General features: G+C 54.7%; 20 protein-coding genes. 12 read left to right on the top strand and 8 right to left on the bottom strand.

Features of this window, described 5'->3' with window-relative positions:
- Window positions 1–3 precede the first annotated feature (3 nt).
- The 7 genes from Q675_RS25710 (at window position 4) to Q675_RS25680 (ending at window position 7,734) form a co-directional block, all read left to right on the top strand.
- On the top strand, window positions 4–1,071 hold the full coding sequence (locus Q675_RS25710; RefSeq protein WP_200861833.1) for a glycosyltransferase family 4 protein: 1,068 nt from the start codon (window positions 4–6) through the stop codon (window positions 1,069–1,071).
- Window positions 1,068–2,105, top strand: a complete 1,038-nt coding sequence (locus Q675_RS25705) for a glycosyltransferase (protein WP_023010949.1) — start codon at window positions 1,068–1,070, stop codon at window positions 2,103–2,105. Before Q675_RS25710 ends, Q675_RS25705 begins: the two co-directional genes overlap by 4 nt.
- Window positions 2,106–2,117: 12 nt before the next feature.
- Window positions 2,118–2,924 carry a glycosyltransferase family 25 protein gene (locus Q675_RS25700; protein WP_023010948.1) on the top strand — a complete coding sequence of 269 codons (807 nt, stop codon included), beginning with the start codon at window positions 2,118–2,120 and terminating at the stop codon, window positions 2,922–2,924.
- A 72-nt stretch (window positions 2,925–2,996) separates the two neighbouring features.
- On the top strand, window positions 2,997–4,130 hold the full coding sequence (gene wecB, locus Q675_RS25695) for a non-hydrolyzing UDP-N-acetylglucosamine 2-epimerase (RefSeq protein WP_031211206.1): 1,134 nt from the start codon (window positions 2,997–2,999) through the stop codon (window positions 4,128–4,130).
- An 11-nt stretch (window positions 4,131–4,141) separates the two neighbouring features.
- The gene (locus Q675_RS25690) at window positions 4,142–5,254 is read left to right on the top strand and encodes a glycosyltransferase family 4 protein (RefSeq protein ID WP_023010946.1); all 1,113 of its coding nucleotides are present in this window, start codon (window positions 4,142–4,144) and stop codon (window positions 5,252–5,254) included.
- Complete coding sequence (locus Q675_RS25685) at window positions 5,251–6,633, top strand: O-antigen ligase family protein (RefSeq protein WP_081698850.1); 1,383 nt, start codon at window positions 5,251–5,253, stop codon at window positions 6,631–6,633. Before Q675_RS25690 ends, Q675_RS25685 begins: the two co-directional genes overlap by 4 nt.
- 72 nt (window positions 6,634–6,705) lie before the next feature.
- Window positions 6,706–7,734 carry an IS630 family transposase gene (locus Q675_RS25680; protein ID WP_023010944.1) on the top strand — a complete coding sequence of 343 codons (1,029 nt, stop codon included), beginning with the start codon at window positions 6,706–6,708 and terminating at the stop codon, window positions 7,732–7,734.
- A gap of 22 nt (window positions 7,735–7,756) precedes the next feature.
- Here the strand turns inward: Q675_RS25680 and Q675_RS25675 are convergent, their stop codons facing one another.
- From Q675_RS25675 to glnE, 3 genes are all read right to left on the bottom strand, one after another.
- Window positions 7,757–8,707: a KpsF/GutQ family sugar-phosphate isomerase gene (locus tag Q675_RS25675; RefSeq protein WP_023010943.1), complete on the bottom strand. Its 951-nt coding sequence runs from the start codon at window positions 8,705–8,707 to the stop codon at window positions 7,757–7,759.
- A gap of 36 nt (window positions 8,708–8,743) precedes the next feature.
- Complete coding sequence (locus Q675_RS25670) at window positions 8,744–9,670, bottom strand: branched-chain amino acid transaminase (protein WP_023010942.1); 927 nt, start codon at window positions 9,668–9,670, stop codon at window positions 8,744–8,746.
- Window positions 9,671–9,750: 80 nt separating this feature from the next.
- Entirely contained in the window at window positions 9,751–12,651 is a 2,901-nt protein-coding gene (glnE, locus tag Q675_RS25665) for a bifunctional [glutamate--ammonia ligase]-adenylyl-L-tyrosine phosphorylase/[glutamate--ammonia-ligase] adenylyltransferase (RefSeq protein ID WP_023010941.1), read from the bottom strand.
- 80 nt (window positions 12,652–12,731) lie between these two features.
- Between glnE and Q675_RS25660 the strand changes: the two genes are divergently transcribed.
- Window positions 12,732–13,925 carry a potassium channel family protein gene (locus tag Q675_RS25660; RefSeq protein WP_031211204.1) on the top strand — a complete coding sequence of 398 codons (1,194 nt, stop codon included), beginning with the start codon at window positions 12,732–12,734 and terminating at the stop codon, window positions 13,923–13,925.
- On the opposite strand, the gene Q675_RS25655 is transcribed toward Q675_RS25660, so the two are convergent.
- The 5 genes from Q675_RS25655 to typA all read right to left on the bottom strand — a co-directional run bounded on the left by Q675_RS25655 (window position 13,902) and on the right by typA (window position 19,800).
- Entirely contained in the window at window positions 13,902–14,762 is an 861-nt protein-coding gene (locus Q675_RS25655; protein WP_022992051.1) for a CYTH domain-containing protein, read from the bottom strand. The genes Q675_RS25660 and Q675_RS25655 overlap by 24 nt on opposite strands.
- A 95-nt stretch (window positions 14,763–14,857) precedes the next feature.
- Window positions 14,858–15,865 (bottom strand): porin, encoded by a 1,008-nt coding sequence (locus tag Q675_RS25650; RefSeq protein WP_022992050.1) that lies wholly within the window; start codon window positions 15,863–15,865, stop codon window positions 14,858–14,860.
- Window positions 15,866–16,328: 463 nt separating this feature from the next.
- Window positions 16,329–16,799, bottom strand: a complete 471-nt coding sequence (dtd, locus tag Q675_RS25645; protein ID WP_023010939.1) for a D-aminoacyl-tRNA deacylase — start codon at window positions 16,797–16,799, stop codon at window positions 16,329–16,331.
- A gap of 107 nt (window positions 16,800–16,906) precedes the next feature.
- Window positions 16,907–17,869 carry a prolyl aminopeptidase gene (pip, locus tag Q675_RS25640; protein WP_023010938.1) on the bottom strand — a complete coding sequence of 321 codons (963 nt, stop codon included), beginning with the start codon at window positions 17,867–17,869 and terminating at the stop codon, window positions 16,907–16,909.
- A 119-nt stretch (window positions 17,870–17,988) separates the two neighbouring features.
- The gene (typA, locus tag Q675_RS25635; protein ID WP_011784289.1) at window positions 17,989–19,800 is read right to left on the bottom strand and encodes a translational GTPase TypA; all 1,812 of its coding nucleotides are present in this window, start codon (window positions 19,798–19,800) and stop codon (window positions 17,989–17,991) included.
- 393 nt (window positions 19,801–20,193) lie between these two features.
- On the opposite strand from typA, the gene glnA reads away from it, so the two are divergent.
- The 4 genes from glnA to ntrC all read left to right on the top strand — a co-directional run bounded on the left by glnA (window position 20,194) and on the right by ntrC (window position 25,098).
- Window positions 20,194–21,597: a glutamate--ammonia ligase gene (gene glnA / locus Q675_RS25630; RefSeq protein WP_011784288.1), complete on the top strand. Its 1,404-nt coding sequence runs from the start codon at window positions 20,194–20,196 to the stop codon at window positions 21,595–21,597.
- 205 nt (window positions 21,598–21,802) lie between these two features.
- Window positions 21,803–22,327 carry a DUF4124 domain-containing protein gene (locus Q675_RS25625; protein WP_031209479.1) on the top strand — a complete coding sequence of 175 codons (525 nt, stop codon included), beginning with the start codon at window positions 21,803–21,805 and terminating at the stop codon, window positions 22,325–22,327.
- A gap of 243 nt (window positions 22,328–22,570) precedes the next feature.
- Window positions 22,571–23,671 carry a nitrogen regulation protein NR(II) gene (glnL, locus tag Q675_RS25620; RefSeq protein WP_023010937.1) on the top strand — a complete coding sequence of 367 codons (1,101 nt, stop codon included), beginning with the start codon at window positions 22,571–22,573 and terminating at the stop codon, window positions 23,669–23,671.
- Window positions 23,668–25,098, top strand: a complete 1,431-nt coding sequence (ntrC, locus tag Q675_RS25615; protein ID WP_023010936.1) for a nitrogen regulation protein NR(I) — start codon at window positions 23,668–23,670, stop codon at window positions 25,096–25,098. The genes glnL and ntrC overlap by 4 nt, the downstream gene beginning before the upstream one ends.
- Window positions 25,099–25,128: the final 30 nt, after the last annotated feature.

The raw sequence follows: 25,128 nt of genomic DNA, 5'->3' as shown, positions 1-25,128 counted from the left end.
ATAATGCAAATACTCCTTTCCCAGTCCCAGGCAGGGGCGGAAACCTACTTTGAGAAAGTAGCAGCGGCGATTGCCCAGGACCCTTCCATCACACAGAAGGTTGTAATTGAAGCGCTGCCCCCGAGAGAGCGGCGACTGGACAACGCCGGTGTCGACTACTTCACGCTGCCCATGGGCAAACTGAGTAAGCCCTTGCTATATGACTGGAAGCTGAAATCCATTGTGCGGAATTTCAAGCCGGACTTGATTGTTACCTGGGTCAACCGGGCATCCAGAAAGTGCCCGCCCACCAGCGCGGTGGTCGTAGGCCGGCTCGGTGGTTACTACAATCTGAAAAACTACCAGAAGTGTGACCACCTGATTGTAAACACCCAGGACCTCGTGAGGCACGTCACCGACAATGGCTGGTCCGCCGAACATGTCAGCATGATCAGCAATTTTGGCGAACTGCCCTCACGCCTGAGCGTACCAGCCCCAAAGCCAGAAATTCCCGAGGGACACCGAGTGCTCCTGGCGCTGGGCCGTCTCCACGAAAAAAAGGCTCACGATACGTTAATCAAGGCGCTGCCAGACATCCCGGACACCACCCTGCTAATTGCAGGTATCGGGGAGCTTCAAGAGCAGTTAGAACAGCTAGCGGAGGGCCTCGAGGTTGGGGATCGGGTTCAGTTCCTGGGGCTCAGAAAAGACATTCAGGAGCTCTTCGACCTAGCGGATGTCTGCGTGTTCCCATCGCGCTTTGAGCCCTTGGGAAATGTGGTGCTGGAGGCCTGGGCCACTAGGACACCGATCGTTGCGGCAGCCAGCCAAGGCCCTTCCTGGCTCATCAGTCATGAGGAAAACGGGCTGCTTTTCGAGGTGGATTCCTCCCCCGAATGCGCCCGAGCTGTGAACCGTGTCCTGGCAGACGAGGATTTGGCTCAACGACTAGCCGAGCATGGCCACCAAATTTTCTTGGAGCGGTTTTCCAAAGACGTCATCGTGGGCCAATACAAAGCCCTCTTCCAAAGCCTAATCGACAATCGTAACAGTGCATCGTTTACACGAAACCAACTAGGGGGCCAGACATGACCCAGCCACGCATTGCCCAGGTACTTGCCGGTGCCGAACGGGGAGGCGCCGAGAATTTCTTCGTGCGACTGGTCAAAGGCCTCCAGGAAAGCGGGAAAGTAGATCAGCAGGCCTTCATCCGGGCTCACCAGAATCGAATAGATTCTCTGGAGTCCGCCGGTGTACCCACACGCGGCTTCCGCTTTGGGGGGAAACTCAACCTGGTGGACCGCATACAATTCAAAAAAGCACTTCGGCAGTTCCATCCCGACATTGTCATGACTTGGATGAACCGGGCTTCCATTGCGACACCTCCTGGTGACTACACGCTGGTAAGTCGACTGGGACACTATTACAACTTGAAATACTACCGCCACGCCGACTACTGGGTGGGCATTTCCCGGGGCATCTGTGACCACCTGGTCAAGGGAGGCATGCCCGCCGAAAGAGTGTTTTACATCCCTAACTTCGCTGATGAAACCCCAGTCGAGGCCTTGCCTCGAAACAGCTTCGACACTCTCGAAGACAAGCCGCTGATCCTGGCCGCCGGACGCTTGCACGAAAATAAGGGGTTCGACATCCTACTCAAGGCACTCAAACAAGTACCCGAAGCCACACTATGGTTGGCAGGTAGCGGCCCAGAGGAAAAAGCCCTCAAGCAGCAATGCTCGGAACTGGGGCTGGACAAACGGGTTCGGTTTCTAGGTTGGCGAAACGATGTAACTACCCTGATGAAAACGGCCGACCTCTTTGTCTGCCCTTCCCGACATGAAGGGCTGGGGTCTATTGTCATGGAGTCGTGGGCGCACGAATGCCCAATTATCGCCACCAACTCCCAAGGACCGGGGGAGCTGATAGATTCTGGCGAGACCGGCATCATTACGCCGGTTGATCAAGCAGAGCCTCTGGCTAGAGCGATTCGCGAGCTTCTGGAAAACCCGACGGAAGCAGGCCGGCTTGTCCATAACGCAAGCCAGCATTACTGGCAAAACTTCAGCGAGTCAGTCATTGTTCGGCAATATCTCGATCTCTACCAATCCATCCACAAGAAGTAACTGACAACCTCAATGAACACGAGCTACTGGATTATTACTCTCAAACCGGAATCAGAGAGTGTTCAGGAGCTGCAGCAAGCACTGAAAAGCCAGGGACTAGAGGCAAGCCTGTTTCAGGCCGTGGATGGCCGTACTGCTATGCCAGCCCTTGAACCTGGTGAAAAGCTGGCGAAACACCGGACTCGCCTACGCCATCTGTGCGACTTAACCCCTCCTGAGGTGGGCTGTTATCTCTCACACCTGAGACTGATTAAAAAGGCGTGGAACGAAGGCTTCGAGTCAATCTGTATTCTGGAAGATGACGTTAAGCTTGAGCCGGACTTCGCCCGGATTATGGAAGAGATCACGAAGCTACCTTCCGAGGTAGAGATGGTCCGGCTGATGGGACTAAAAATCCGCAAGCGGAAGGTTGTCCAGCCCCTGGGAGATGGCAGCCACCAACTTGTGCGTCCGGAGCGAGGCTGGCTGGGAACCCAAGCGTATTACCTGAATCGCACAGGCATGGAAAAGGTGCTAAAACATGCCAGCACGATTAAAGAGCCTATCGACAAGATGTATGACCACTTTTGGGAAGGCGGGCTTCGCCTGTTCGGTGTTGAACCTCACCTGGTGTACGAAGCCAACGCTGCGCCCAGCAGTATTGCCAAGTCCAATAGACAAAGGGCCAAGGTTTCGAGAATTTACTATCTACTCCACCCTATCGTTAAGGCCGTTTTTAGCATAAATCGTCACGCCCATCTATTAAGAAACAAGAATGGGTTTTATCCAACAGCCAAACCACCATATCGGGTGGGAAAAAGCTCACGACTGCGCCACTAGTCCCTGATCATAATTCAACACGATCACAGACTAGTTAATTACTCATTTTATTTTGAGAAACTTCTACCTACTATGAAAATTCTGCTCGTATTTGGCACACGCCCTGAAGCAATCAAAATGGCTCCGTTAATCAAGCGGCTCAAAGAAGCCTGCTGTGATGTTCGTGTGTGCGTTACCGGACAGCACCGCCAAATGCTAGACCAAGTCATGTCACTTTTTGAGATTGTGCCTGACTATGACTTGAATCTTATGAGACCACATCAGAATCTCACAGATATCACTGTAGGCGTTTTGAAAGGCCTTGAAGCCGTTTTGGAGACTGAGCACCCAGATTGGGTGGGGGTTCACGGAGATACCACTACCACAATGGCGGCAAGCCTCGCTGCATTCTATAAGAAAGTGCCTGTTTTCCACGTAGAGGCCGGCCTGCGAACAGGTAACATTTATGCACCTTGGCCGGAAGAAATGAATCGTCGACTTGCCGGAACAATTGCCAATACGCACTTTGCTCCCACAGAAGCTGCAAGTCGAAACCTTCTTCAGGAAGGTGTATCTCCGGATAATGTATTAGTTACAGGAAATACGGTCGTTGATGCGCTGTTTGATACAGTACAGAAGCTGGAGCAAGATAAGGAGCTACAAGCCCGATGTCGTCAGGCTTCAAAGCTGGATGAACTATCAAGCTACAAGCACATACTTCTTGTTACGGGCCACCGCAGAGAAAATTTCGGACAGGGCTTCCAACAGATCTGTCAAGCACTGCGAAGGCTTGCCAATAAGCGCCCTGACCTTGGCATTGTATACCCCGTCCACCTGAACCCAAAGGTCCGAGAGCCAGTATACAAATTACTATCAGGGCTACCCAATGTAAGCCTCATTGAACCCTTGGATTATCTTCCCTTTGTTTATCTGATGCAGAAAGCAACCCTAATAATGACAGATTCCGGCGGAATCCAGGAAGAAGCACCATCGTTAGGGAAGCCAGTGCTAGTCACCCGGGAATCTACGGAACGCCCCGAAGCCGTTGAAGCCGGCACAGTGAGACTGGTCGGCACGCGAGAGGACGATATCGTCGCAAATGTGGAAGAACTCATGAATGATCCCGACTCCTATCGCCGGATGGCTTTCGCCCACAACCCTTATGGCGACGGACAAGCCTCCACGAGGATTGTGGAGTACTTTCTCAAACATACACACCATTCTTAAAAGGGGCGACCATGAAAATTGCAATGCTGACAAATGAATTTCCCCCGAGTATTGGGGGTGTGCAAACGCACGTATTTGAGCTAAGTAAAGCGCTCGTCGATCTGGGCCACGAGGTGCATGTTCTGACCCGCTGGAAAGATAGATCAACGCCTCGACAAGAAACCCTAAATGGAATGCATGTTCACCGAATTCCGCTTGCGAAAAGCCACTGGATCTACGATTGGCAACTGAGCCGCTACCTCAAGAAATTAAATACTGAAGGAAAGCTTGACATCCTTCATGTACACGGCATGAGGCCTCTAAGGGCCTGCTCAAATCTAGACATTCCGGTGATATTTACTAACCACACATCGTCTTTTCTTAAGCGCGTAAAGCAACACCAAAGTCAACTGGATAAAATGGCAGCTGAGCTATCTGTAGCCAACTTAATTCTTGCACCTAGCGAAGAGTTAGCCGAGGCAACGAGAAAGTGCGGCTATAAAGGCCCAGTGAAATTCATTGCCAATGGCGTTGACACCAAAATATTTGCACCAAGTCCATCCAATTTGAGAGAGCGACTTAATATCCCTCATGATTCATTTGTTGTCGCTCTCGCCAGACGTCTCTATGAAAAAAACGGGGTTCTCTATTTAGCCGATGCCATTGCTCAGCTTAACCACCCCCGCCTCCACCTGGTTGTAGCCGGGGCAGGAACTGATCAGGAAGCGTTTGAGCGAATTATCCGAAACGCGGGAGTTGAAGATCGGGTTCACATGCTCGGCGGAGTGCCCAACCATGAGATGCCAGAAATTTATCGAGGATGCGATGTATCTGTACTGCCATCCCTGATGGAGGCAACAAGTATAGCCGGACTGGAGGCCATGGCGTGCGGCCTTCCATTAATCGGCACCAATGTTGGCGGCATACCCGCCATTTTACGTCATCGAGATAATGGGTTACTTGTAGAACCCAAGTCCCCAGAGCAATTGGCTAATGCACTTCAAGAATTAATAAATGCGCCATCCACCTGCTCCCAAATGGGGCATCGCAGCCGTGAACGTACAATAGAGGAGTTTTCATGGACCGCAATTGGTGGCGAAACAATCACCCATTATAAGACCTGCTTGAATATACATAAATCATGAGCTCAAAAGGTAGCCATCTTTTGTTAACAGACTTCCCCAAAGACTCTTCGCTCAAGCGAATTACACCACTTGGAAACAACCATTGCCAAAGGTGGCTATCTATCGTGGGTTTTTTGGTTCTTCTTATTTATACCGCCACTAGACTGCTTATAGAACCAGTTGAGAGTTATGTATCCGTACTCTTGGTCTTACTGGGCTTTGGCGGCATTTTCTTAATGGGCCGTGAGCTACGATTCTCCCCTCCCATATGGATGCTACTTGGAGCCGTCATTGTCGTCCTACTATCCTGGACCTTTTCTCATGTCCACCATCCAGATTGGGCAGAAAGCTCTCCTAAAGTACATCGCCTTACCATCTGGTTTCTATTTATTGCTGTGGCTTGGTTATTAGGAGGAGAAACCCACCGAACTTTTGCAACTTGGGGCGTGTTCGCCCTCTCACTACTCTCCGCACCCTGGTTAACTGGAGACGGCATAGAGGAATTGCTCCTAGGATTCCAAGGGAAACGAATCGATTTTGGAATAAACAATGCTCAGCATACAGCCATGCTCTATGCCCTAGCATTTCTTGGGCTAATCGCATTCAGTCGGAGGTTCATCAAACCAGGCAAAGCACGAATCTTACGTACATCACTCTGGATAGCTGGATTGCTTATTTCTGGCGCAGTTACTGTCATGGCGCAAACTCGTGGCGTATGGTTAGGCTGCATTGCTGCAGGCTCTATCTTCGTTACAGCCCTAATCATCTGGTTAATCCGCATCCGTTCGCCACAAATACGTAAAAAAATTATCATCGTGGCTATAACCGTAGCAGCCTTCATATCAGCATTCACAACTTTCGCATTAAGTAACGTCATTGAACACCGAATCATCGCCGAAACCAAAGTTATTGAGAAGCTTTTTTCTGACGTTAGTATCGACAACACGTCCTCAAGTATCGCCTACCGTATTGTTAGCTGGGAAGCGGCCATCCCTTGGATTAAGGAACGACCGTTAATTGGCTGGGGAGGCAACGGTCGAAAGTTGGTGCTTGACCATTCGAAACACCTTCCTTCCTGGATAGAGGCCCGCACTGAGCATTTACACAGCTCATATATGGATATTCTAACGAACTTTGGATTTCTTGGACTCGCTCTTTTTCTGGCGATCCTGATTTGGACAACACAACAGGGAATCAAAGCTTGGAGACGAGGTGTTATGCCGGGCGATATGCTTACATTCTACTTAGGTTTCGTTACGTTCTGGCTAATAGTTAATTCCTTTGAGTCTTTTATGTTTTACTCAACTGGCCAATACGCTTTCGCACTAGTTGTAGGCGGCATTGTTACCCATATTTGGAGGATGCAAACAAACGATTCTAACAAAGTAAAAAATTACTAATGGGTACGAAAGTAAGCGAACATCATTTATAATGTAGCGGTCGCTCGCCAAGCTTATCGGATATTTGCACACATGCGCCACGATGACGGTCGTAAACTTGATCACAAAACCTTAGAAGCAATTCGCGTTCGCGCCGTTCAACGAGTCATGGATGGTGAGAGCCCGGAAGTCGTCATCAAAGCACTTGGCATGAGCCGCGCACGAATCTATGAATGGCTGGCTGCCTACCGCGAGGGTGGCTTTGACGCACTCAAGGCCAAGCAAATTTCTGGTCGCCCCAAAAAACTGAGCGGCGCCCAGATCCGGGAGCTGTATACCTGGATAACGACCTTTACACCGGACCAGCTGAAGTTTGATTTTGCCCTGTGGACCCGGGGGCGTGTGCGTGAGCTCATCCGGCAAAAGTTCAACGTCCGGTTAAGCGATGTCTCGGTGGGTCGTCTGCTTCGAAACCTGGGGCTGACGCCCCAGAAACCACTGCATCGGGCTTACCAGCAAAAACCAGAGGCTGTGAAGCAGTGGAAAGAAGAGACCTACCCGGAAATCCGCAAGGAAGCCAAAAAAGTCGGTGCTACCATCTACTTCGGTGACGAAGCCAGTATCCGGTCTGATTATCACAGTGGTACAACCTGGGCACCCAAGGGTGACACTCCGGTCATCCGCAATACCGGCAGTCGATTCAGCATCAATCTGATCTCGGCTATCTCCCCTCGCGGTGAGCTTCGCTTCAAAACGATTCAGGGCACCATGAACACCGATGCGTTTCTCGGTTTCCTCAAGGCTCTGGTGCAAGACGCTGACAAGCCGGTTTTCCTGATCCTCGATAACCACCCGGTTCACCATGCTCGTCGCGCTCGCGAGTATGTCGAGAGTCTTGACGGCAAACTCAAGCTGTTCTTCCTGCCACCGTACTCACCGGAGCTGGATCCTGATGAGTCTGTTTGGGGCTACATCAAGTACCACCACGTCGGTAAAAAGATCATCAACAGTAAAGAACAACTTCGGAGCATTGTTTACCGGCAGCTTCGGCGCTTGCAGAAACTGCCACGGTTATTGAAGTCGTTTTTTGGTCATCCGGACTTGGCTTATATATCCGGGTGATGTCCGCTTACTTTATTTCGGATTAGTAAACAACCCTACCCGCATCCTGCAGCTTCAACACCCCACTTAAAGCCCCTTGCTCACTAACAACCAAAAGAGAAGTGATACTCGCTTTCAGCATGATATTCTCTGCGTCAGCAAACATCTCATTCTCGTTGATCAGCATTGGGCTGCGAGTCATCACGCTTTCTGCTGTTAAACCATCAAGCGAGTCATGATTGAACAACGCCCGGCGAAGGTCGCCGTCGGTGATAATACCTTTTATTTCGCCATCATCGACAACAACAGCAAGCCCCAATCCCGCCTGGCTTGCGGTCATGATCACTTCCTTCATGCTATCGCGCGATGTGCATATCGGCAGATCGGTATGCATCACATCTTTCACACGCGTGAGCAATCGCCGCCCAAGGCTCCCGCCGGGGTGGAAAACAGCAAAATCATGCGGTTTAAACTGGCGGCGCTCGATTAAGGCAACTGCCAGAGCATCGCCCATCGCCAACGTTACTGTGGTGGAGGTAGTTGGTGCCAGGTTGTTTGGGCAAGCTTCTCGCTCCACCGACACATCTAAAACAAGATCACTGTTGCGCCCCAATGTCGACTGAGGATTGCCCACCAGGGCAATGATCTTGACTCCGAAATGGCGCAATGAGGGAACCAGGCGTATCACCTCTTCTGTTTCACCACTGTATGAGATCAAAATGGCAACATCATCTGCCGTAAACATCCCCAAATCGCCGTGATAGGCTTCCGCAGGATGCACAGAAAAGCTGGGGGTGCCGGTAGAGGCCAGTGTAGCCGCAATCTTGTTACCGATAATCCCGGACTTCCCCATGCCAGACACAATAACCCTACCGGACGTTGACAGAATCATGTCTACCGCCTGATCAAACTCCTGGCTCAACTTTTCTGCCGTTGCGCGCAAGGCCTCGGCCTGCACTTCAAAGACTTCTCGACCAATACCTTGACTCGACATGATTCTCCAATCCTTTTACCCAGGACTATGGCGGAATTAAGCGTTAACCAGCGTCAACCAATCCGAATGCTCCGGCAACTCACCCTTAACCGCCGCAAAGTACTTAGCCTGCAGCTTCTCGGTAACCGGCCCACGCTTACCTTCACCAATCTGACGGCCATCCAGTTCACGGATGGGCAGTACTTCGGCGGCGGTGCCGGTGAAGAAGGCTTCTTCGGCGATGTAGACTTCGTCGCGGGTAATGCGGCGCTCGCGAACTTCCAGGCCCATGTCGCGGGCGAAGTCGAGGATCGTGGCGCGGGTGATGCCTTCCAGGCAGGAGGTCAATTCCGGGGTATGCAGCACGCCGTCGCGTACGATGAAGATGTTCTCGCCAGAACCTTCAGCCACGTAGCCTTCGTTATCCAGCAACAGGGCCTCTTCCGCGCCGCCGGAGATGGCTTCGTTCAGGGCCAGCATGGAGTTGATGTAGTTGCCGTTGGCCTTCGCCTTGCACATGGTGATGTTCACGTGGTGGCGGGTGTAGGAAGAGGTGCGCACCTTGATGCCCAGCTCTTTGGCTTCCGGCGACATGTACGAGGGCCAGCTCCAGGCGGCGACCATCACGTGGCTGTTCAGGTTGTCAGCGCGCAGACCCATGCCTTCGGAGCCCAGAAACACCATCGGGCGGAGGTAGGCTTCGTCCAGATTGTTTTCACGAACCGCAGCACACTGGGCTTCGTTCAGCTCTTCCTTGGTGAACGGCATCTTCATGTTCAGGATGTGGGCCGAGCGGAACAAGCGGTCGGTGTGCTCTTTCAGGCGGAAAATGGCCGGGCCGTTCGCGGTGTTGTAGGCACGCACGCCTTCAAAGCAGCCAAGGCCGTAATGAAGGGTATGGGTGAGTACGTGGGTTTTGGCTTCCCGCCAGGGAACCATTTCACCATCCAGCCAGATAACGCCATCGCGATCAGCCATCGACATTGTATTTTGCTCCTGAATAAGCGGTTTTTCGGGGATCGGGCATTCTAGCAGGAAAGCCGGACAGAAATAAATTTAGCTTGCTACTGAATCATCACTTTTTTCCACATACTTTGGATGTAGTCACGCTCTTCCTGAAAGGCACTACCCTCCACCTGGCTGTTCAGGTTTTGTAGCGCCCTGCGGTGAATGGTCGAACGCAGGGTGATGTATACCTCCCGCAACTTCTCTGTGTCCTCCACCGGCAATACACCGGCACGGCCCAGCTCTTCCATCTGGCGAATATTGTCGCTCCACTGGGTCAGCTCCGGGTGTTCAGCACTCCAGGCCAGCATCAGGTACTGCATCATGAATTCGATATCCACAATACCGCCGGCGTCGTGTTTGATGTGAAACACTTCGTCCCGCCGGATTTCCGGCGTGCCGAGGCTGCTGCGCATTTTCTCCCGCATCTCCACCACCTCCTGGCGCAGGGCGGTTTTATCCCTTGGCGCGCACAGAATCTGGTGGCGAATATCCTCGAAGGCTTGAAGGGTATCCGGGCAGCCGGCCACGCCACGGGCCCGGGCCAGGGCCTGGTGCTCCCAGGTCCAAGCATCGTTCTGCTGGTATTTCTCAAAGGCCTGCAGGGTACTCACCAGCAAGCCGGAGTTACCGGACGGGCGCAACCGCATATCCACTTCATAAAGCTGGCCTGAGGGCGTCTGGGTGCTGAGAATGTGCACAATGCGCTGGCCCAGGCGGGTGTAGAACACCGCGTTGTCGATGGGCTTGTCACCATCGGTGGCCAGTTGCGGATCGGCCTGATGCACAAACACCAAGTCGAGGTCCGAGGTGTAACCGAGTTCGATACCGCCGAGCTTGCCGTAACCGATGATGGCGAAGTCTGTGTCACACGCCGAACCATCGGCCCGGCGCGGATAACCATGGCGGCTGACGAGGTTGGAGAAGGCCACATCCACCACATGGTCCAGCACCACTTCGGCAATCCAGGTCAGGTAATCACTCACCTTCATCAGGGGCAAAGTTCCCTTGAGCTCAGAAGCCGCCACCCGCAGCACATGGGCCTTTTTGAAGTAGCGCAACGCCTCCATCTGCTCTTCCAGGTCTTCATAGGGAATGCGCAGCATCTGCTGGCGCAGGTCGTCCTGCAGCTCTTCCTTGGCAGGCGGGCTGTACAGGCTCTCGGCATTCAGCAGTTCGTCCAGCAGCAGCGGGGTTTCTGCCAGCAGGCGGGCAATCCAGGGGCTGTCGCTACACAGGCGCACCAGCTGCGTAAGCGCGCCGGGGTTTTCCACCAGCAGCACCATGTAGGCGGTGCGGCGCAAAATGGCCTCGACCAGCTGCAATACCCGGTCGAGGGTTTCCGACGCATTCTCAACATCCATCAACGCGTTCAGCAATAACGGCATGAACTGGTTGAGGCGTTTGCGGCCTTGGGTTTGCAGGGTCTGCACGGTTCGGCTATCCCGCAGGCTCGCCAGGCGCTTGTAACTGTCTTCCGGGTTTTCGAAGCCCTTTTCCGCCAGCCACTCTATAGCGGCGGGCTCTTCCATTTCTGCCAGCCAGAGCTCGTAACAGCCGTCATCAACGCCGTTTTCGGAATCGCCTTCCTCGTCCTCGGTCGCAATGATGTTGGCGAAGTGCCGGGCCACGCGGTTGCGGTGTTCATCCAGCGCATGCTGGAAGGCGGCCCAGTCATCAAACTCCATAATGCGCGCAACCCGGGCCTGCGACAGTTCATCGTCCGGCAGAACCTGGGTCTGCTTGTCTTCCATACCCTGCAGGGCGTGTTCCAGGTTGCGCAGAAACACATAGGCCTCGCGCAACTCCTTCACAACAGAAGACGGCAGCAGCTCCAGCTCTTCCAGTTCCTTGAGGATATTCAGCAATTCCCGCTGTTGCAGCTCCCGGTCTCGGCCGCCGCGGATCAGCTGGAAAGCCTGCACCACGAATTCGATCTCGCGGATACCGCCACTGCCCAGTTTGATATTGTTCTCCAGCCCCTTCCGGCGAACTTCCCGGCTGATCATTTCTTTCATGCTGCGAAGCGATTCAAAGGCGCTGAAATCAATGTATTTGCGGTAAACGAAGGGTTTGAGGCTAGCCATCAGCACCTCACCGGCACGCTGGTCGCCTGCCACGACGCGGGCCTTGACCATGGCATAACGCTCCCAGTCGCGCCCCTGATCCTGGTAATAGGTTTCCAGGGCGGCAAAGCTAAGAGCGAGCGCGCCACTCTGGCCGTAGGGCCGCAGGCGCATGTCCACCCGGAACACAAAACCATCCGCCGTAATCTGGTCCAGCGCCTGAATCAGTCGCTGGCCAAGGCGGATGAAAAACTGCTGATTATCCAGAGCACGCCGGCCGCCATGGGTTTCGCCTTTCGAGGGAAACGCAAAAATCAGATCGATATCCGAGGAAACGTTCAGCTCCCGGCCGCCAAGCTTGCCCATTCCAAGCACCACCATTTTCTGGGGTGCCTCTTGCCCTGTTACCGGATCATCGCCCATTGGAGTACCGAACTCTTCACAGGCTCGTTCGTAGAGCCAATTCAAGGCACCATCAATGGCGGTATCCGCAAAGGCACTGGTGGCGGCCATGGTTTCATGCAGATCGGCCCACTTCATGAGATCGCGCCAGATAATCCGGAACTGCACTTCCCGCCGGTACTGGCGAAGTGCTGCATGCAAGGCCGGTTCAGAGTCAACGCCCTGGAGGTAATCCCGCCAGCGATCGGCCAGCCAGCCATCTGCGGTTGGTTCGGTCAGAGGCCGGGCAGCAACGGCGGCGCGAATCTGCTCCGGATGTCGCTCAAGGGTTTGCCGGAGAAACAGGCTCCGGGAAATAGCCTCTGCCACATCGGCTTCTGAGACATGGTCACCAGCCAGCCAGCGGGGCAGCCCCTCCGGGAATACCGATGGCCAGCATCCGGAAATCTCGTCCGCGAGTGCTCCCGGCAGTGAAGCCCATGGCTCAGACATAACGCATCCTTCTGTCTCTCTGATATATTTCAGGTACTGTATAACGAACTCGCCAAGGACTGAACAGGCACCCGCTCTCCATGATGCGAAATAAACGCCCTCTGAATCCGGAACATACCCAATCCCACCTCCCTATGGGCGGGCTTATAAGAAGCCGGATCAACCGGCTCTTTGCCATCCTCGGGGGACTGGTATCGGCGCAGATTCTTATCCTGTGGGCAGCAGAGCCACTCTCGTTCTTTGAAGCCGTATGGCTCACCATGACGACGCTGGTTACCGTGGGCTATGGCGACTACTCCCCGGTCACGCCCGTCGGCCGGATCAGCACCATTGTGCTGATGTTCGTCTCCGCCATTACCCTGTTAACCCTGATCGTAAGTGATTACATCGAATACCGATTCTACCGCAGAGAACGCATACTGACCGGACGCTGGATTTACAAAATGAAAGACCACATTGTCATCATCAACACCCCTCGAAGCGGCGGCGAACAGTACTTCATGCGATTCGCCTCGCAGATTCGCTCGGTTCCTGAGTACCACACGGTGCCGATAATGCTGCTTACGCGGCAATTTCCGGGAGGTCTGCCTGCAGAACTGTCCGACTGCGGCGTCGTTCACTTTCACGGCGCAGGAAATGACCCGGAAGCCCTGAAATCCGTGCACGCTGGCAGCGCCAAGCACATCATCGTGTTGGCAGCCGACGAATCAGACCCGATGTCAGACAGCCTGACCTTCGATATCGCCCATCGACTGGCCGAATCCAATCTGGGCGGCAGAACCACGGTTGAATGTGTCGGCGACCACAACCGTGCAAGATTCAAAGCACTGGGCGTTCGCACCACCATTCGCCCCGTGCGCACCTACCCTGAAATCATGGTTCGCTCCGTGGTTGCCCCTGGTTCCGAAAAAGTTCTGGAAGACATGTTCAACTACGAGCGAGATCATCCGCATCGTTATGATCTCAAGCTCGACGACCTTACCTGGGCGGATATTGTCAGTGCTCTGATCCGCCACGGTATTGGAACCGCTCTGGCCTACATCGATCACGACAATGAAGTCATCTGCCACCCGGATACCAACACTGAGGTTGAGGGCAAGGGGCTGATTGTTCTGGTGCGTTCCAGCGAGACGCCGGAGGTTTCAGTGGTAGAGGAAGCGCTGGACCGGTACCGGGAGTTTCTCAAGCAGTGGCGCACCATGCATGAGCAAAACCAGAAAGCCGCCACCGAGAGCTCTGAAGAGCCCCCGTCAGCCGGCGGCAGCGAGCGCTAGTTGCAACTGACCGAACTCAGGAAATTGCTCAACCAGGGTCGGCACCGTAATTCCGGCTTGCAGCGCCTTGGCTACCGGCCTCCAAACGGGCAATAGTCCGGCCGCTTCCACCTGCGGCTCAATCTTCGCAAGCGCGCTTGCGGGCAGACATATCGTGTCACCGGTTAACCAGGCCTGACTCAGATAATGCAGAAAAGATACCGAGCTGACCCCGGAAGCAGGCAGCACCAGAGACGGGCAGTAGATTCCGGCAAGGTAATAACCTTGCTCGGCTTTGCTTACCAGGTTAAGAAAAACCGGAACCGTTTGCGCAAGAGCACGGGCGTTTTCAAGCAACGCTGCGGGCTCTCCCGCTTTCAGCTCAAATTCCACCTCATGAAGAGGCCTTGCCCGCGTTCCACCTACCACTTCGCCTGAGTCCAGAGCGACCTCAATTACAGACTCCGCTTGTTCCAGCATGATAATGCGCCGCTGGAAGTTGGTTTCGAATGCCAACGCCAACTCGTCAAGGTCGACCTGAGACCTCAACGGAGTCTGCTCCAAAAGCCCAAGATCCAGATCCGGCCCCGGCAGATCCCACTCCCACTCCTGGCGGCGATGGGCTCCGTTTACGAACTCGCCCTGGGTTTTCAAGGTCTGGATATAGCGATCACCAGCCTGACGGACTCGCAAAGCAGCACGGGCCTGGTTTAACCCGGCATTCGGGGTGTCGTAGTAGCGATTGACCAGTATTTTGACCGGACCTTCGCTTGCACCCGGTCGACCTTTGAGCCACTCGAAGGCCCGGGACTGCGCGGATTCTGAAAGGGTCAGCTTTACTTCAAGTTCCGTGGCCACTGAAACGCTCCTGATGATTTCTCTTCCTGTAAAAACAGAAAAGCCGGTGACAGAATCACCGGCTTTCGATACTACTTGACTAGCTTATTAGCTGATCAGAAGTAGTAAACAGCGCCGATAGCGGCGATGGACTGCTCGTCGCCAGAACCTGACGTGGGCTCATCTTCAATAGAATAGATTTCTTCGTCTGCGTTGCTCAGGTAGCCTTCAACATACACGTACATGTGGTCAGACACGTTGTGCAGCGCCTGCAGAATGATGGTGTCGTTCTTATCACCAGACTCATCGTCGTCATTCAGCTGATAGGACAGAGCGAACTGGTTTTTACCCATGGTGTAAACGCCCATCACACCGAAAATGTCAGCAACATCTTTACGGGTTTCGTATGAGCCTGTCAGACGCAGATTGTCCAGGTTATAGCTTGCACGAAGGCCATAGGTGTTTTCGTTGTTGCCATTGCCGTTATCGTTGGAGTCAATCGCGAATGCCAACTCGAGGGCGTCAACTTCATACATGGCAGCCAGCTGATACGGGAACGACTTGTCGCCATCTTTAGCATCGTTGTCGCCATTGAACTGCACAGCAGCACCGAAAGTCAGGCCACTGAAGCTCGGAGACAGATACTGAATCAAGTCACCTTCGCCAGTGTCGTAGTTGCCCTGAATATCTGAACCAACTTCGTGAAAGTTGTAGATTTCGTCAATGGCAGACTCGTACATGGAGTCGTCAGAACCCACCCAAACTTGACCAAAACTGTCGCCCTTAATACCGATGTAGGCTTCGTCAAGACCGTCGATACCGTTGCTGCCACTCTTATCATCAGCATTGATATCTTCGAGCTCCAGCTTGAAGAAGCCTGTGATTCCCGGAGCAACTTCGTGGTCATGCTTCACACCAAGAGTAGTGCCGTTGTCAAAGTGCTTGACCTCGGAGCCACCACCGTCAACGTTGGTGTGGGTGATCGCGTACTGAATGTTACCGTAAACAGTCGGCATGGAATCCATCTTTGCCGCCAGCTCAGAGGCAGACAGAGTAGACTGTGCCATGGCAGCGCCAGAGAAGGTTGCAGCTGCAATAGCAGAAGCAAGAATCGTTTTTTTCATGTTGCGTCTTCCTTTTTGAGTTAACTCAGGTTTTCGACGGGTCTAAATCCCGATTTTTATTGGCCGGCACAACGCTTGGCTCTGCCTGCCGGGTATCTGACTGGCCCCTGTCATTCCTGCGGGACCAGCTTTTCTTCTTTTTATAAGACAAGCACGCTTGCCTTAGATCTCAACCACTTACACAGCTTTATTAAAGCTCTGCGTGATGAACCTGTTTTAATACAATGTTCCATTTTTTGCAAATTTTTAATGGCTATTTTTTAGCCCCATTTGCATTCGTAACCTTTGTCGTTAGATCAGCCTGGACTAACAACCTCTCCCATTTCCACAACAAATTCAGGGCCAGATAACCAAAAAAATCTGAAAAACAACCGGTTATCTTACGCTCAACGCTTCCTCAGCTGAGAGCCACAAAACAATACCTCAAATCACGCACTTTCGTGAGGCACTGCTGGCAACTGCGTCACATTTTTGTGCACGACCCTCTCTGGCCAGATTCCAACATAAAGGTAACCGGACCATCGTTGATCAGTGCCACTTTCATATCAGCACCAAACTCCCCCGTACCCACACGTCCAGCACCCAGCAGCCCACTCGCTTCAGCCACAAAGTCACCATAAAGCCGATTCGCCAGCTCCGGCGCAGCCGCCAGGGAAAAACCCGGGCGCGTGCCAGAAGATGTGTCGGCAGCAAGCGTAAACTGGGGGACAACGAGCAGAGAACCACCGGCATCCTGAACATTCACGTTCATCCGGCCCTGCTCATCGGGAAAAACTCGATAGGAGAGGATTTTTCGGCACAGATCCTGTACCGCTTGTATTGTGTCATTGCGCTCTACGCCAAGAAGCAAGAGCAACCCGGGACCAATACGGGTAATCGTTTCACCTTCTACGGCCACACTGGCTTCCGAAACGCGCTGGATTAGTCCTTTCATTCAGTCCCTTGAGCGTTGACACCGAGGATTAAATTCATGACACGGAAAAAGTGTATAGACCCCGTGTAACCACCGCAACCCTGCCAGATCAATAAAAGGTCGCATTCTCAGCCAGCAGTGGGAAGACTTCTGGCAACCACATTCTCAACGCCCCGCATCAGGGCATCCACAATCGCCGGCTCGGAGGCGGAGTGGCCAGCATCCCGGATAATCTGAAGCTCCGCCTCCGGCCAGGCCTTGCTCAGCGCCAGGGCATTATCCAGCGGGCAAACCATGTCATAGCGGCCGTGCACAATGACGCCCGGAATGTCCTTTAGCCGCGAGGCATCACGCACGATCTGGTCGGGCTCAAGGAACGAATTATTCATGAAATAGTGGCATTCAATCCGGGCCAGCGCTATGGCCACATGAGGATGCCCAAAATGCTCCACCACCTTGGGATTGGGATGCAGAGTGGCGCACCGCCCTTCCCAGACGGACCAGGCTTTCGCGGCCTGAATCTGTTCCAGCTCATTAGCGCTGGTCAGGCGCCGGTAGTAGGCCGCCACCATATCGTCGCGCTCCACCTCCGGAATCTGGGCAAGGTAATCCTGCCAGTAATCCGGGAATACCCGGCTGGCGCCGTCCTGATAAAACCAGTGAATATCCCGGGGCCGACACAGAAAGATACCCCGCAACACCAACCCCAGAACCCGGTCAGGGTGGGTCTCGGCATAAACCAGACTTAGCGTCGAGCCCCAGCTTCCCCCAAACAGCAACCAGCGATCGATGCCGAGAAAATGCCGAACCGCTTCAAGATCCTCAACCAGTTTGTCTGTCCTGTTACCCTCCAGCTCGGCCAACGGGGTCGATCGTCCGGCGCCCCTCTGATCCAGCAAAATAATCCGGAAACGTTCGGCATCGAAAAAGCGCCGGTGGTAGTCCTCACAACCGCCACCCGGCCCGCCATGAACGACAATCACCGGAATTCCGTCCGGATTGCCGGATTCCTCGAGGTACAGCTCATGGGGATGATCCACCGCCAATCGGTGGCGGGCGTAGGGCTCGATTTCAGGATAGAGGGTCAGCATGAAAAACTCCGTTTCGGGGATAACGGCAGTCTAGCTGAGACAGGCGAGAAAAATACAGGGGCCAGGAAAACAGACGGAAGCGTTTACCGCCTCACAACGATGTCCCGGCCCCTGAGGGATTACTTCTTGTTAGCGCGCTTACGCTCGTTTTCGGTCAGGAGCTTCTTGCGCAGACGAATCGACTTGGGCGTCACCTCAACCAGTTCATCATCGTCGATAAACTCCAGCGCCTGCTCCAGAGTGAACTTGATGGGCGGCACCAGGCCGATCACTTCGTCCTTTCCAGAGGCACGCATGTTGTCCAGCTTCTTGCCCTTGGTGGGGTTAACCACCAGGTCGTTGTCACGGCTATGGATACCGCAGAGCTGGCCTTCATAGATTTCCTGGCCAGGGTCCAGGAACAGCTTACCCCGGCTCTGTAGAGTTTCGAGGGAGTAGGTCAGCGCAGTACCGGTGGCCATGGAAACGATGACACCGTTCTGACGGCTGGTTACGTCACCCATCTTCACCGGGCCGTAGTGGCTGAAGGTGGAGGTCAGGATGCCGGTACCGGAAGTCATGGTCAGGAAGGTGTTACGGAAACCGATCAGGCCACGGGCCGGAATGGTGTATTCCAGGCGGATACGGCCCTTGCCGTCCGGGATCATGTTAGTCATGTCACCTTTGCGCAGCCCCATCTGCTCCATAATCGGGCCCTGGTGCTGCTCTTCGATGTCGATGATCACGTTTTCGTACGGCTCTTGCTTCTGGCCGTCGACTTCCTTGATGACCACCACCGGCCGGCCCACGGCCAGCTCGAAGTTTTCGCGGCGCATGTTCTCGATCAGAACCGACAGGTGCAGCTCACCACGACCGGATACCTTGAACTTGTCGGCCGAGTCGCCTTCTTCAACCCGCAGCGCTACGTTGTGCAGTAGCTCTTTTTCCAGGCGCTCCTTGATGTTCCGGCTGGTCACATACTTGCCTTCTTTACCGGCAAACGGTGAATCATTTACCTGGAACGTCATGGATACGGTGGGCTCATCAACGGTCAGCGCCGGAAGGGCTTCTACGTTGGAGGGATCACAAAGAGTGTCAGATATGAACAGCTGGTCCAGACCACTCACGCACACAATGTCGCCAGCCTGGGCTTCCTCAACTTCCACACGCTGCAGGCCAGAGTGGCCCATGATCTTCAGGATACGACCGTTACGCTTCTTGCCGTCGGCACCGATAGCCACCACCGGGGTGTTGGTCTTCACTTTACCTCGCATAATGCGACCGATACCGATAACACCCAGGAAACTGTTGTAGTCCAACTGGGAGATCTGCATCTGGAACGGGCCATCCAGATCAACCGAAGGCGCTGGCACATGATCAACAATGGCCTGGAACACAGCGTCCATGTTGTCGTCCAGATTCTCATGATCCATGCCGGCGATGCCGTTCAGCGCACTGGCATAGACTATCGGGAAGTCGAGCTGTTCATCGGTGGCACCAAGGTTGTCGAACAGGTCAAACACCTGATCCACCACCCAATCCGGGCGGGCACCCGGACGGTCAATTTTGTTCACGACCACAATCGGGTTCAGGCCCGCTGCGAAAGCTTTCTGAGTCACGAAACGGGTTTGCGGCATGGGGCCGTCGATGGAATCCACCACCAGCAGCACACTGTCCACCATACTCATTACACGCTCTACTTCACCACCAAAGTCAGCGTGGCCCGGGGTGTCTACGATATTGATGTCGTAGTCTTTCCATTTTAGAGCAGTGTTTTTTGCCAGAATGGTAATGCCACGTTCTTTTTCCTGGTCGTTGGAGTCCATTACACGCTCGTTTTCGAGCTCTTTCCGGTCCAGCGTGCCAGACTGGCGCAGCAGCTGGTCAACCAGGGTAGTCTTGCCATGGTCAACGTGGGCAATAATGGCAACGTTTCTAAGCTTATCAATCACAACGGGTATCCTGAAGAAATTAGCGGCGCGCAGTATATCGAAAAGTCCATGGCGATAATATGAAGATTAGTGCCTAATATGTAACCAATCGGGGCTTGCACCATAATTATGCGTTATCAGAGAACTTGCACCACCATGGTGCACTGCAGTGGTGCAATAAGCATGGTCTTCGGCCAGAAAGCTGCGCCACATTAGCCCGAAAGCCTTGTCGCTGCGCTGTTCTGGCGCAGCCGACAAAAACTGGCAAGCCGATTGCTTATGCCAAAGCAGCCGCATAGTGAAGGTAAGGACCACAAGCTTCTGGTAAGCTTCCCTGACCTGAAAAAAGATCGGGCCTCAGAACACTGAACGATCCGGCACAACGAACATGTAAAACCTTACGGAGCATGCACAATGTCCAAGACGATTGATTTGATCAAAGAACACGAAGTCAAGTGGATTGACCTGCGTTTCACCGACAGCCGTGGTAAAGAGCAGCACGTAACCCTGCCCGCCACCGAGGCGGACGAAGACTTTTTCGCTGACGGCAAGATGTTCGACGGCTCCTCCATTGCCGGCTGGAAAGGCATCAACGAATCCGACATGATCCTGATGCCGGACGACGAAACCGCCGTTCTGGACCCGTTCACCGAAGAAACCACCGTCAACATCACCTGCAACATTGTAGAGCCTTCTACCATGCAGGGTTATGAGCGCGATCCCCGTTCTGTTGCCCGTCGCGCCGAAGAATACCTGAAGTCCACCGGCATCGCTGATGGCGCTCTGTTCGGCCCGGAGCCTGAGTTCTTCGTGTTCGATTCCGTCAAATGGAACGTGGACATGCAAGGCGCTTCTTACCACATCCATTCTGAAGAAGCCGCGTGGGTTTCCGGTGAAGACTTTGACCGCAACAACATTGGCCACCGCCCGGGCGTAAAAGGCGGCTACTTCCCGGTTCCGCCGGTCGACAGCCTGCACGACCTGCGTGGTGCCATGTGTGCCGCCATGGAATCCATGGGCCTGGAAATTGAAGTTCACCACCACGAAGTGGGCACCGCTGGCCAGTGTGAAATCGGTGTTGGCGCCAACACCCTGACCCGCAAAGCAGACGAAGTTCAGATCCTGAAGTACTGCGTGCACAACGTAGCTCACGCCTACGGCAAGACCGCCACCTTCATGCCCAAGCCGGTTGTGGGCGACAACGGTTCCGGCATGCACGTGCATATGTCCCTGAGCAAAGACGGCAAGAACCTGTTTGCCGGCGACAGCTACGCAGGCCTGAGCGAAGCGGCTCTGTACTACATCGGTGGCGTGATCAAGCATGCCAAGGCCATCAACGCCTTCACCAACCCGGCCACCAACAGCTACAAGCGTCTGGTTCCGGGTTACGAAGCACCGGTTATGCTGGCCTACTCCGCCCGTAACCGTTCTGCCTCTATCCGTATTCCGTACGTGAACAGCCCGAAAGCTCGTCGTATTGAAGTGCGCTTCCCGGATCCGGCCGCTAACCCGTACCTGGCCTTTGCTGCCCTGATGATGGCCGGCCTGGACGGTATCCAGAACAAGATCCACCCTGGCGATGCCATGGACAAGGATCTGTATGACCTGCCGAAGGAAGAAGCCCTGAACATTCCGAAGGTTGCCGAGACTCTGTCCGAGGCCCTGGACTGCCTGCAAGCAGACCACGAGTTCCTGACCCGTGGCGGCGTGTTCACCGAAGACATGATCAAAGGCTACATCGACCTGAAGCGTGGCGAAGTCGAGCGTCTGAACATGACCACTCACCCGGTCGAGTTCGATCTGTACTACTCCTGCTAAAGCCCTGCACCAATTCGGTGCAGACTATGCAGACTATGCAGACCAGAAGCCCCGCCCCGTGCGGGGCTTTTTTGTGGCCTCAATCCCAGTTCTTAACCAAGACCCACGCCCTTAACGATATGTAACCAAGGAAGCAGGCCACAACATTGAAATGACCTTGCCCGCAATCGATAATCAAAGCAGTTCATTACCACAGGTTATCGCCATGAAAGCACCGTTCGTACTCGCCGCTGGCCTGCTGATGCTGGCTTCGACCACAGCACATAGCGAGGTCTACCGCCACGTTGACGCCTATGGCAACGTCACCTTTTCCGACGAACCCATGGAAGGCGGTGAAGAGGTCCAGGTGAAGCCCGTGACCACCATCACCCTGCCCAAGCCGGAAGCGGTTCAGGAACCCGAACAACTCCGCGAGCGGGTGGAACGTGAGGGCGCAGCCTACCAGGCTGTCTCATTCCAGTATCCGGCCAATGAACAGGCCTTTCACAGCGGCAACGGCAACGTCACTTTCGAGGTTCAAAGTACACCACCGCTGAAGCGGGGCCATAAATTTGAAGTGACCCTGGATGGACAACCGGTCGGGCAAAGCAGCTCAGGCTCAGTAGCCGTCAGCAATATCGACCGGGGCACTCACAATGCGGGCGTTCATATTGTCGATGAAAACGGAGTACGCGTGAAATCCGGCAATTCAATTACCTTCACGATTCACCGCCCATCCGTTCTCAACTAAATCTTATCTGCACCACCATGGTGCAATTGCACCATGTTGTGACCATACTTTGGGCAGCCAAGGGGCAAAATCCGGGCTGCCTGTCGCCTGACCGTTCACTACTGCACCAAGCTACAGCAGCACGCACCGGCCGCTGCGCCCGCTCTGCCCGACCCTTGCCCATTGGCTACCCGACATCACAAAACTGGTTCGCTTTTTGCAGCCACAGGGATACAACCAATGAGTCGAGAACGGAAGCAACGCATGCCATCCCATCCAGTCACCACATCCGGAAGCAGTTACAAGAGCATTCTGGACAGTCTGACAACCGCAGTACTGGTACTTGGCGATGATCTGGCTATCCGTTACCTCAACCCCGCCGCCGAGAGCCTGTTTGAAACCAGTATGACCCGAAGCCATGGCCTCCCCTTACAGGAGGTTCTGGTGGATTCCGAGGATGCCCTGACCACTCTGCATGCCGCGGTGGAGAACGGCCAGTCCTACACCCGCCGGGAAGCTGAATTTGCTTTGATCAGCGGTGCCAGACTGACGGTGGATTATTCAGTGACTCCCATCAGCCTGGACCCGACCGAACTGCTGATCGAGATCCAGCCCCGAGACCGACTGATGCGTATCAGCCGGGAAGAAGACATCATCTCGCAACAGGAGACCACGCGAATCCTGGTGCGGGGCATGGCCCACGAGATCAAGAACCCGCTGGGCGGAATCCGTGGCGCGGCGCAACTGCTGGACCGTGAGCTTTCAGACGACGACCAGCGTGAGTATACCCGTGTGATTATCGACGAGGCGGACCGTCTGCGCAGCCTGGTGGATCGCATGCTCGGCCCGAACAAAGCCCTGAAGATTGCGCCCACCAATATCCACGAAATTCTGGAGCGGGTCCGTACTCTGATTGAGGCCGAAAGCAAAGGCCGAGTGCGCCTGAGACGCGACTACGACCCGAGCATCCCGGAATTTCCCGGCGACAAAGAGCAACTGATCCAGGCCTTCCTGAACATCGCCCGCAACGCCATGGAGGCGGCGTTCGAAAACGAAGCCGCAAGCGGGCGTTCCGCAACGCCCACCATTACCTTTCGCAGCCGGGCCTTGCGGCAGTTCACCATCGGCCATCGTCGCCACCGGCTGGTGTGCCGGGTCGACATCATCGATAACGGCCCGGGCATCCCGCCGGAGCTGGTGCAGAACATCTTCTACCCCATGATCAGTGGTCGGGCCTCGGGCACCGGACTCGGCCTTTCCATTACCCAAAGCATCATCGGCCAGCATCGGGGGCTGGTGGAGTGCGAGAGTGAGCCCGGAAGAACCGATTTCATCATCTTCCTGCCTCTGGAGGACAGCAAATGAGCCAACCGGCAAACGTCTGGATTATCGACGATGACAGAAGTATTCGATGGGTGCTGGAACGCGCCCTGAGCCAGGCGGGCATGCAACCGCGCGTATTCGACAGCGGCGACAGCATCATGATGCGGCTGGAACACGAGCAACCGGACGCCATCATCAGCGATATCCGGATGCCAGGGGTGGATGGTATTACTCTGCTCTCCCAGATCGTCGAACTGCATCAGGATGTGCCGGTTATCATCATGACTGCGCACTCGGATCTTGAAAGCGCGGTGACCAGCTACCAGACCGGCGCCTTCGAATACCTGCCCAAGCCCTTTGATGTGGATGACGCAGTAGCACTGGTAAAACGGGCCGTTGCCCACAGCCATGAAAAACGCGCCGCCAGCGAACCCCAGGCCGATGCTACACCACGCAATACTGAAATTATCGGTGAAGCCCCGGCCATGCAGGAGGTTTTCCGGGCCATTGGCCGGCTGTCTCACTCCAACATCACCGTACTGATCAACGGTGAGAGCGGCACCGGTAAAGAACTGGTGGCCCAGGCCCTGCACAATCACAGCCCCAGAGCACGAAACCCGTTCATCGCCCTGAACATGGCGGCAATTCCGAAAGACCTGATTGAATCCGAATTGTTCGGCCACGAAAAAGGCGCCTTCACCGGCGCCGGCGCCGCCCGCCAGGGCCGCTTTGAACAGGCCAACGGCGGCACCCTGTTTCTCGACGAAATCGGCGACATGCCCGCCGACACCCAGACCCGCCTGCTGCGGGTGCTGGCCGATGGCGAGTTTTACCGGGTAGGCGGTACCACCCCCATCAAGGTGGATGTGCGCATCATCGCCGCAACCCACCAGGACCTGGAAAAACTGGTACAGGCCGGCAACTTCCGGGAAGATCTGTTTCACCGCCTGAATGTGATTCGCGTGCACCTGCCCAAGTTGGCCGAACGCCGCGAAGACATTCCACGACTGATGCAGCACTTTCTCAAAAGAGCAGCCAAAGAACTGGCAGTAGAACCCAAAATCCTGCGCCCGGATGCCGAGGAATACCTCACCACCCTGCCCTGGCCCGGCAACGTCCGCCAGCTGGAAAACACCTGCCGCTGGCTGACCGTCATGGCCAGTGGCCGGGAGATCCACATTGATGACTTGCCCCCGGAACTGCTGCATCAAGCGGAAAACGAGCATGCTGCTACCGGTCTGACCTGGCAGGAAGGTCTGAGGAACTGGGCAGAACAGGAACTGAAGCGCGGCAAGAAAGGCATACTGGACAGCGCTGTGCCCGAGTTTGAGAAAATCATGATCGAAACCGCATTGAAGCACACCGGCGGCCGCCGCCGGGATGCCTCCATCCTGCTGGGCTGGGGGCGGAATACGCTGACCCGGAAGATTAATGAGTTGGGGATGGATCAGCCGGAAGGGGATGACTGACCCCCACCCGGCTGCTGCTCAGCTCTCTCG

The sequence above is a fragment of the Marinobacter sp. EN3 genome (assembly GCF_000475315.1).
Taxonomy (GTDB): Bacteria; Pseudomonadota; Gammaproteobacteria; order Pseudomonadales; family Oleiphilaceae; genus Marinobacter; species Marinobacter nauticus.
Note: the sequence above shows the minus strand (reverse complement) of the source record. Positions and strands in the feature narration are given on the sequence as shown.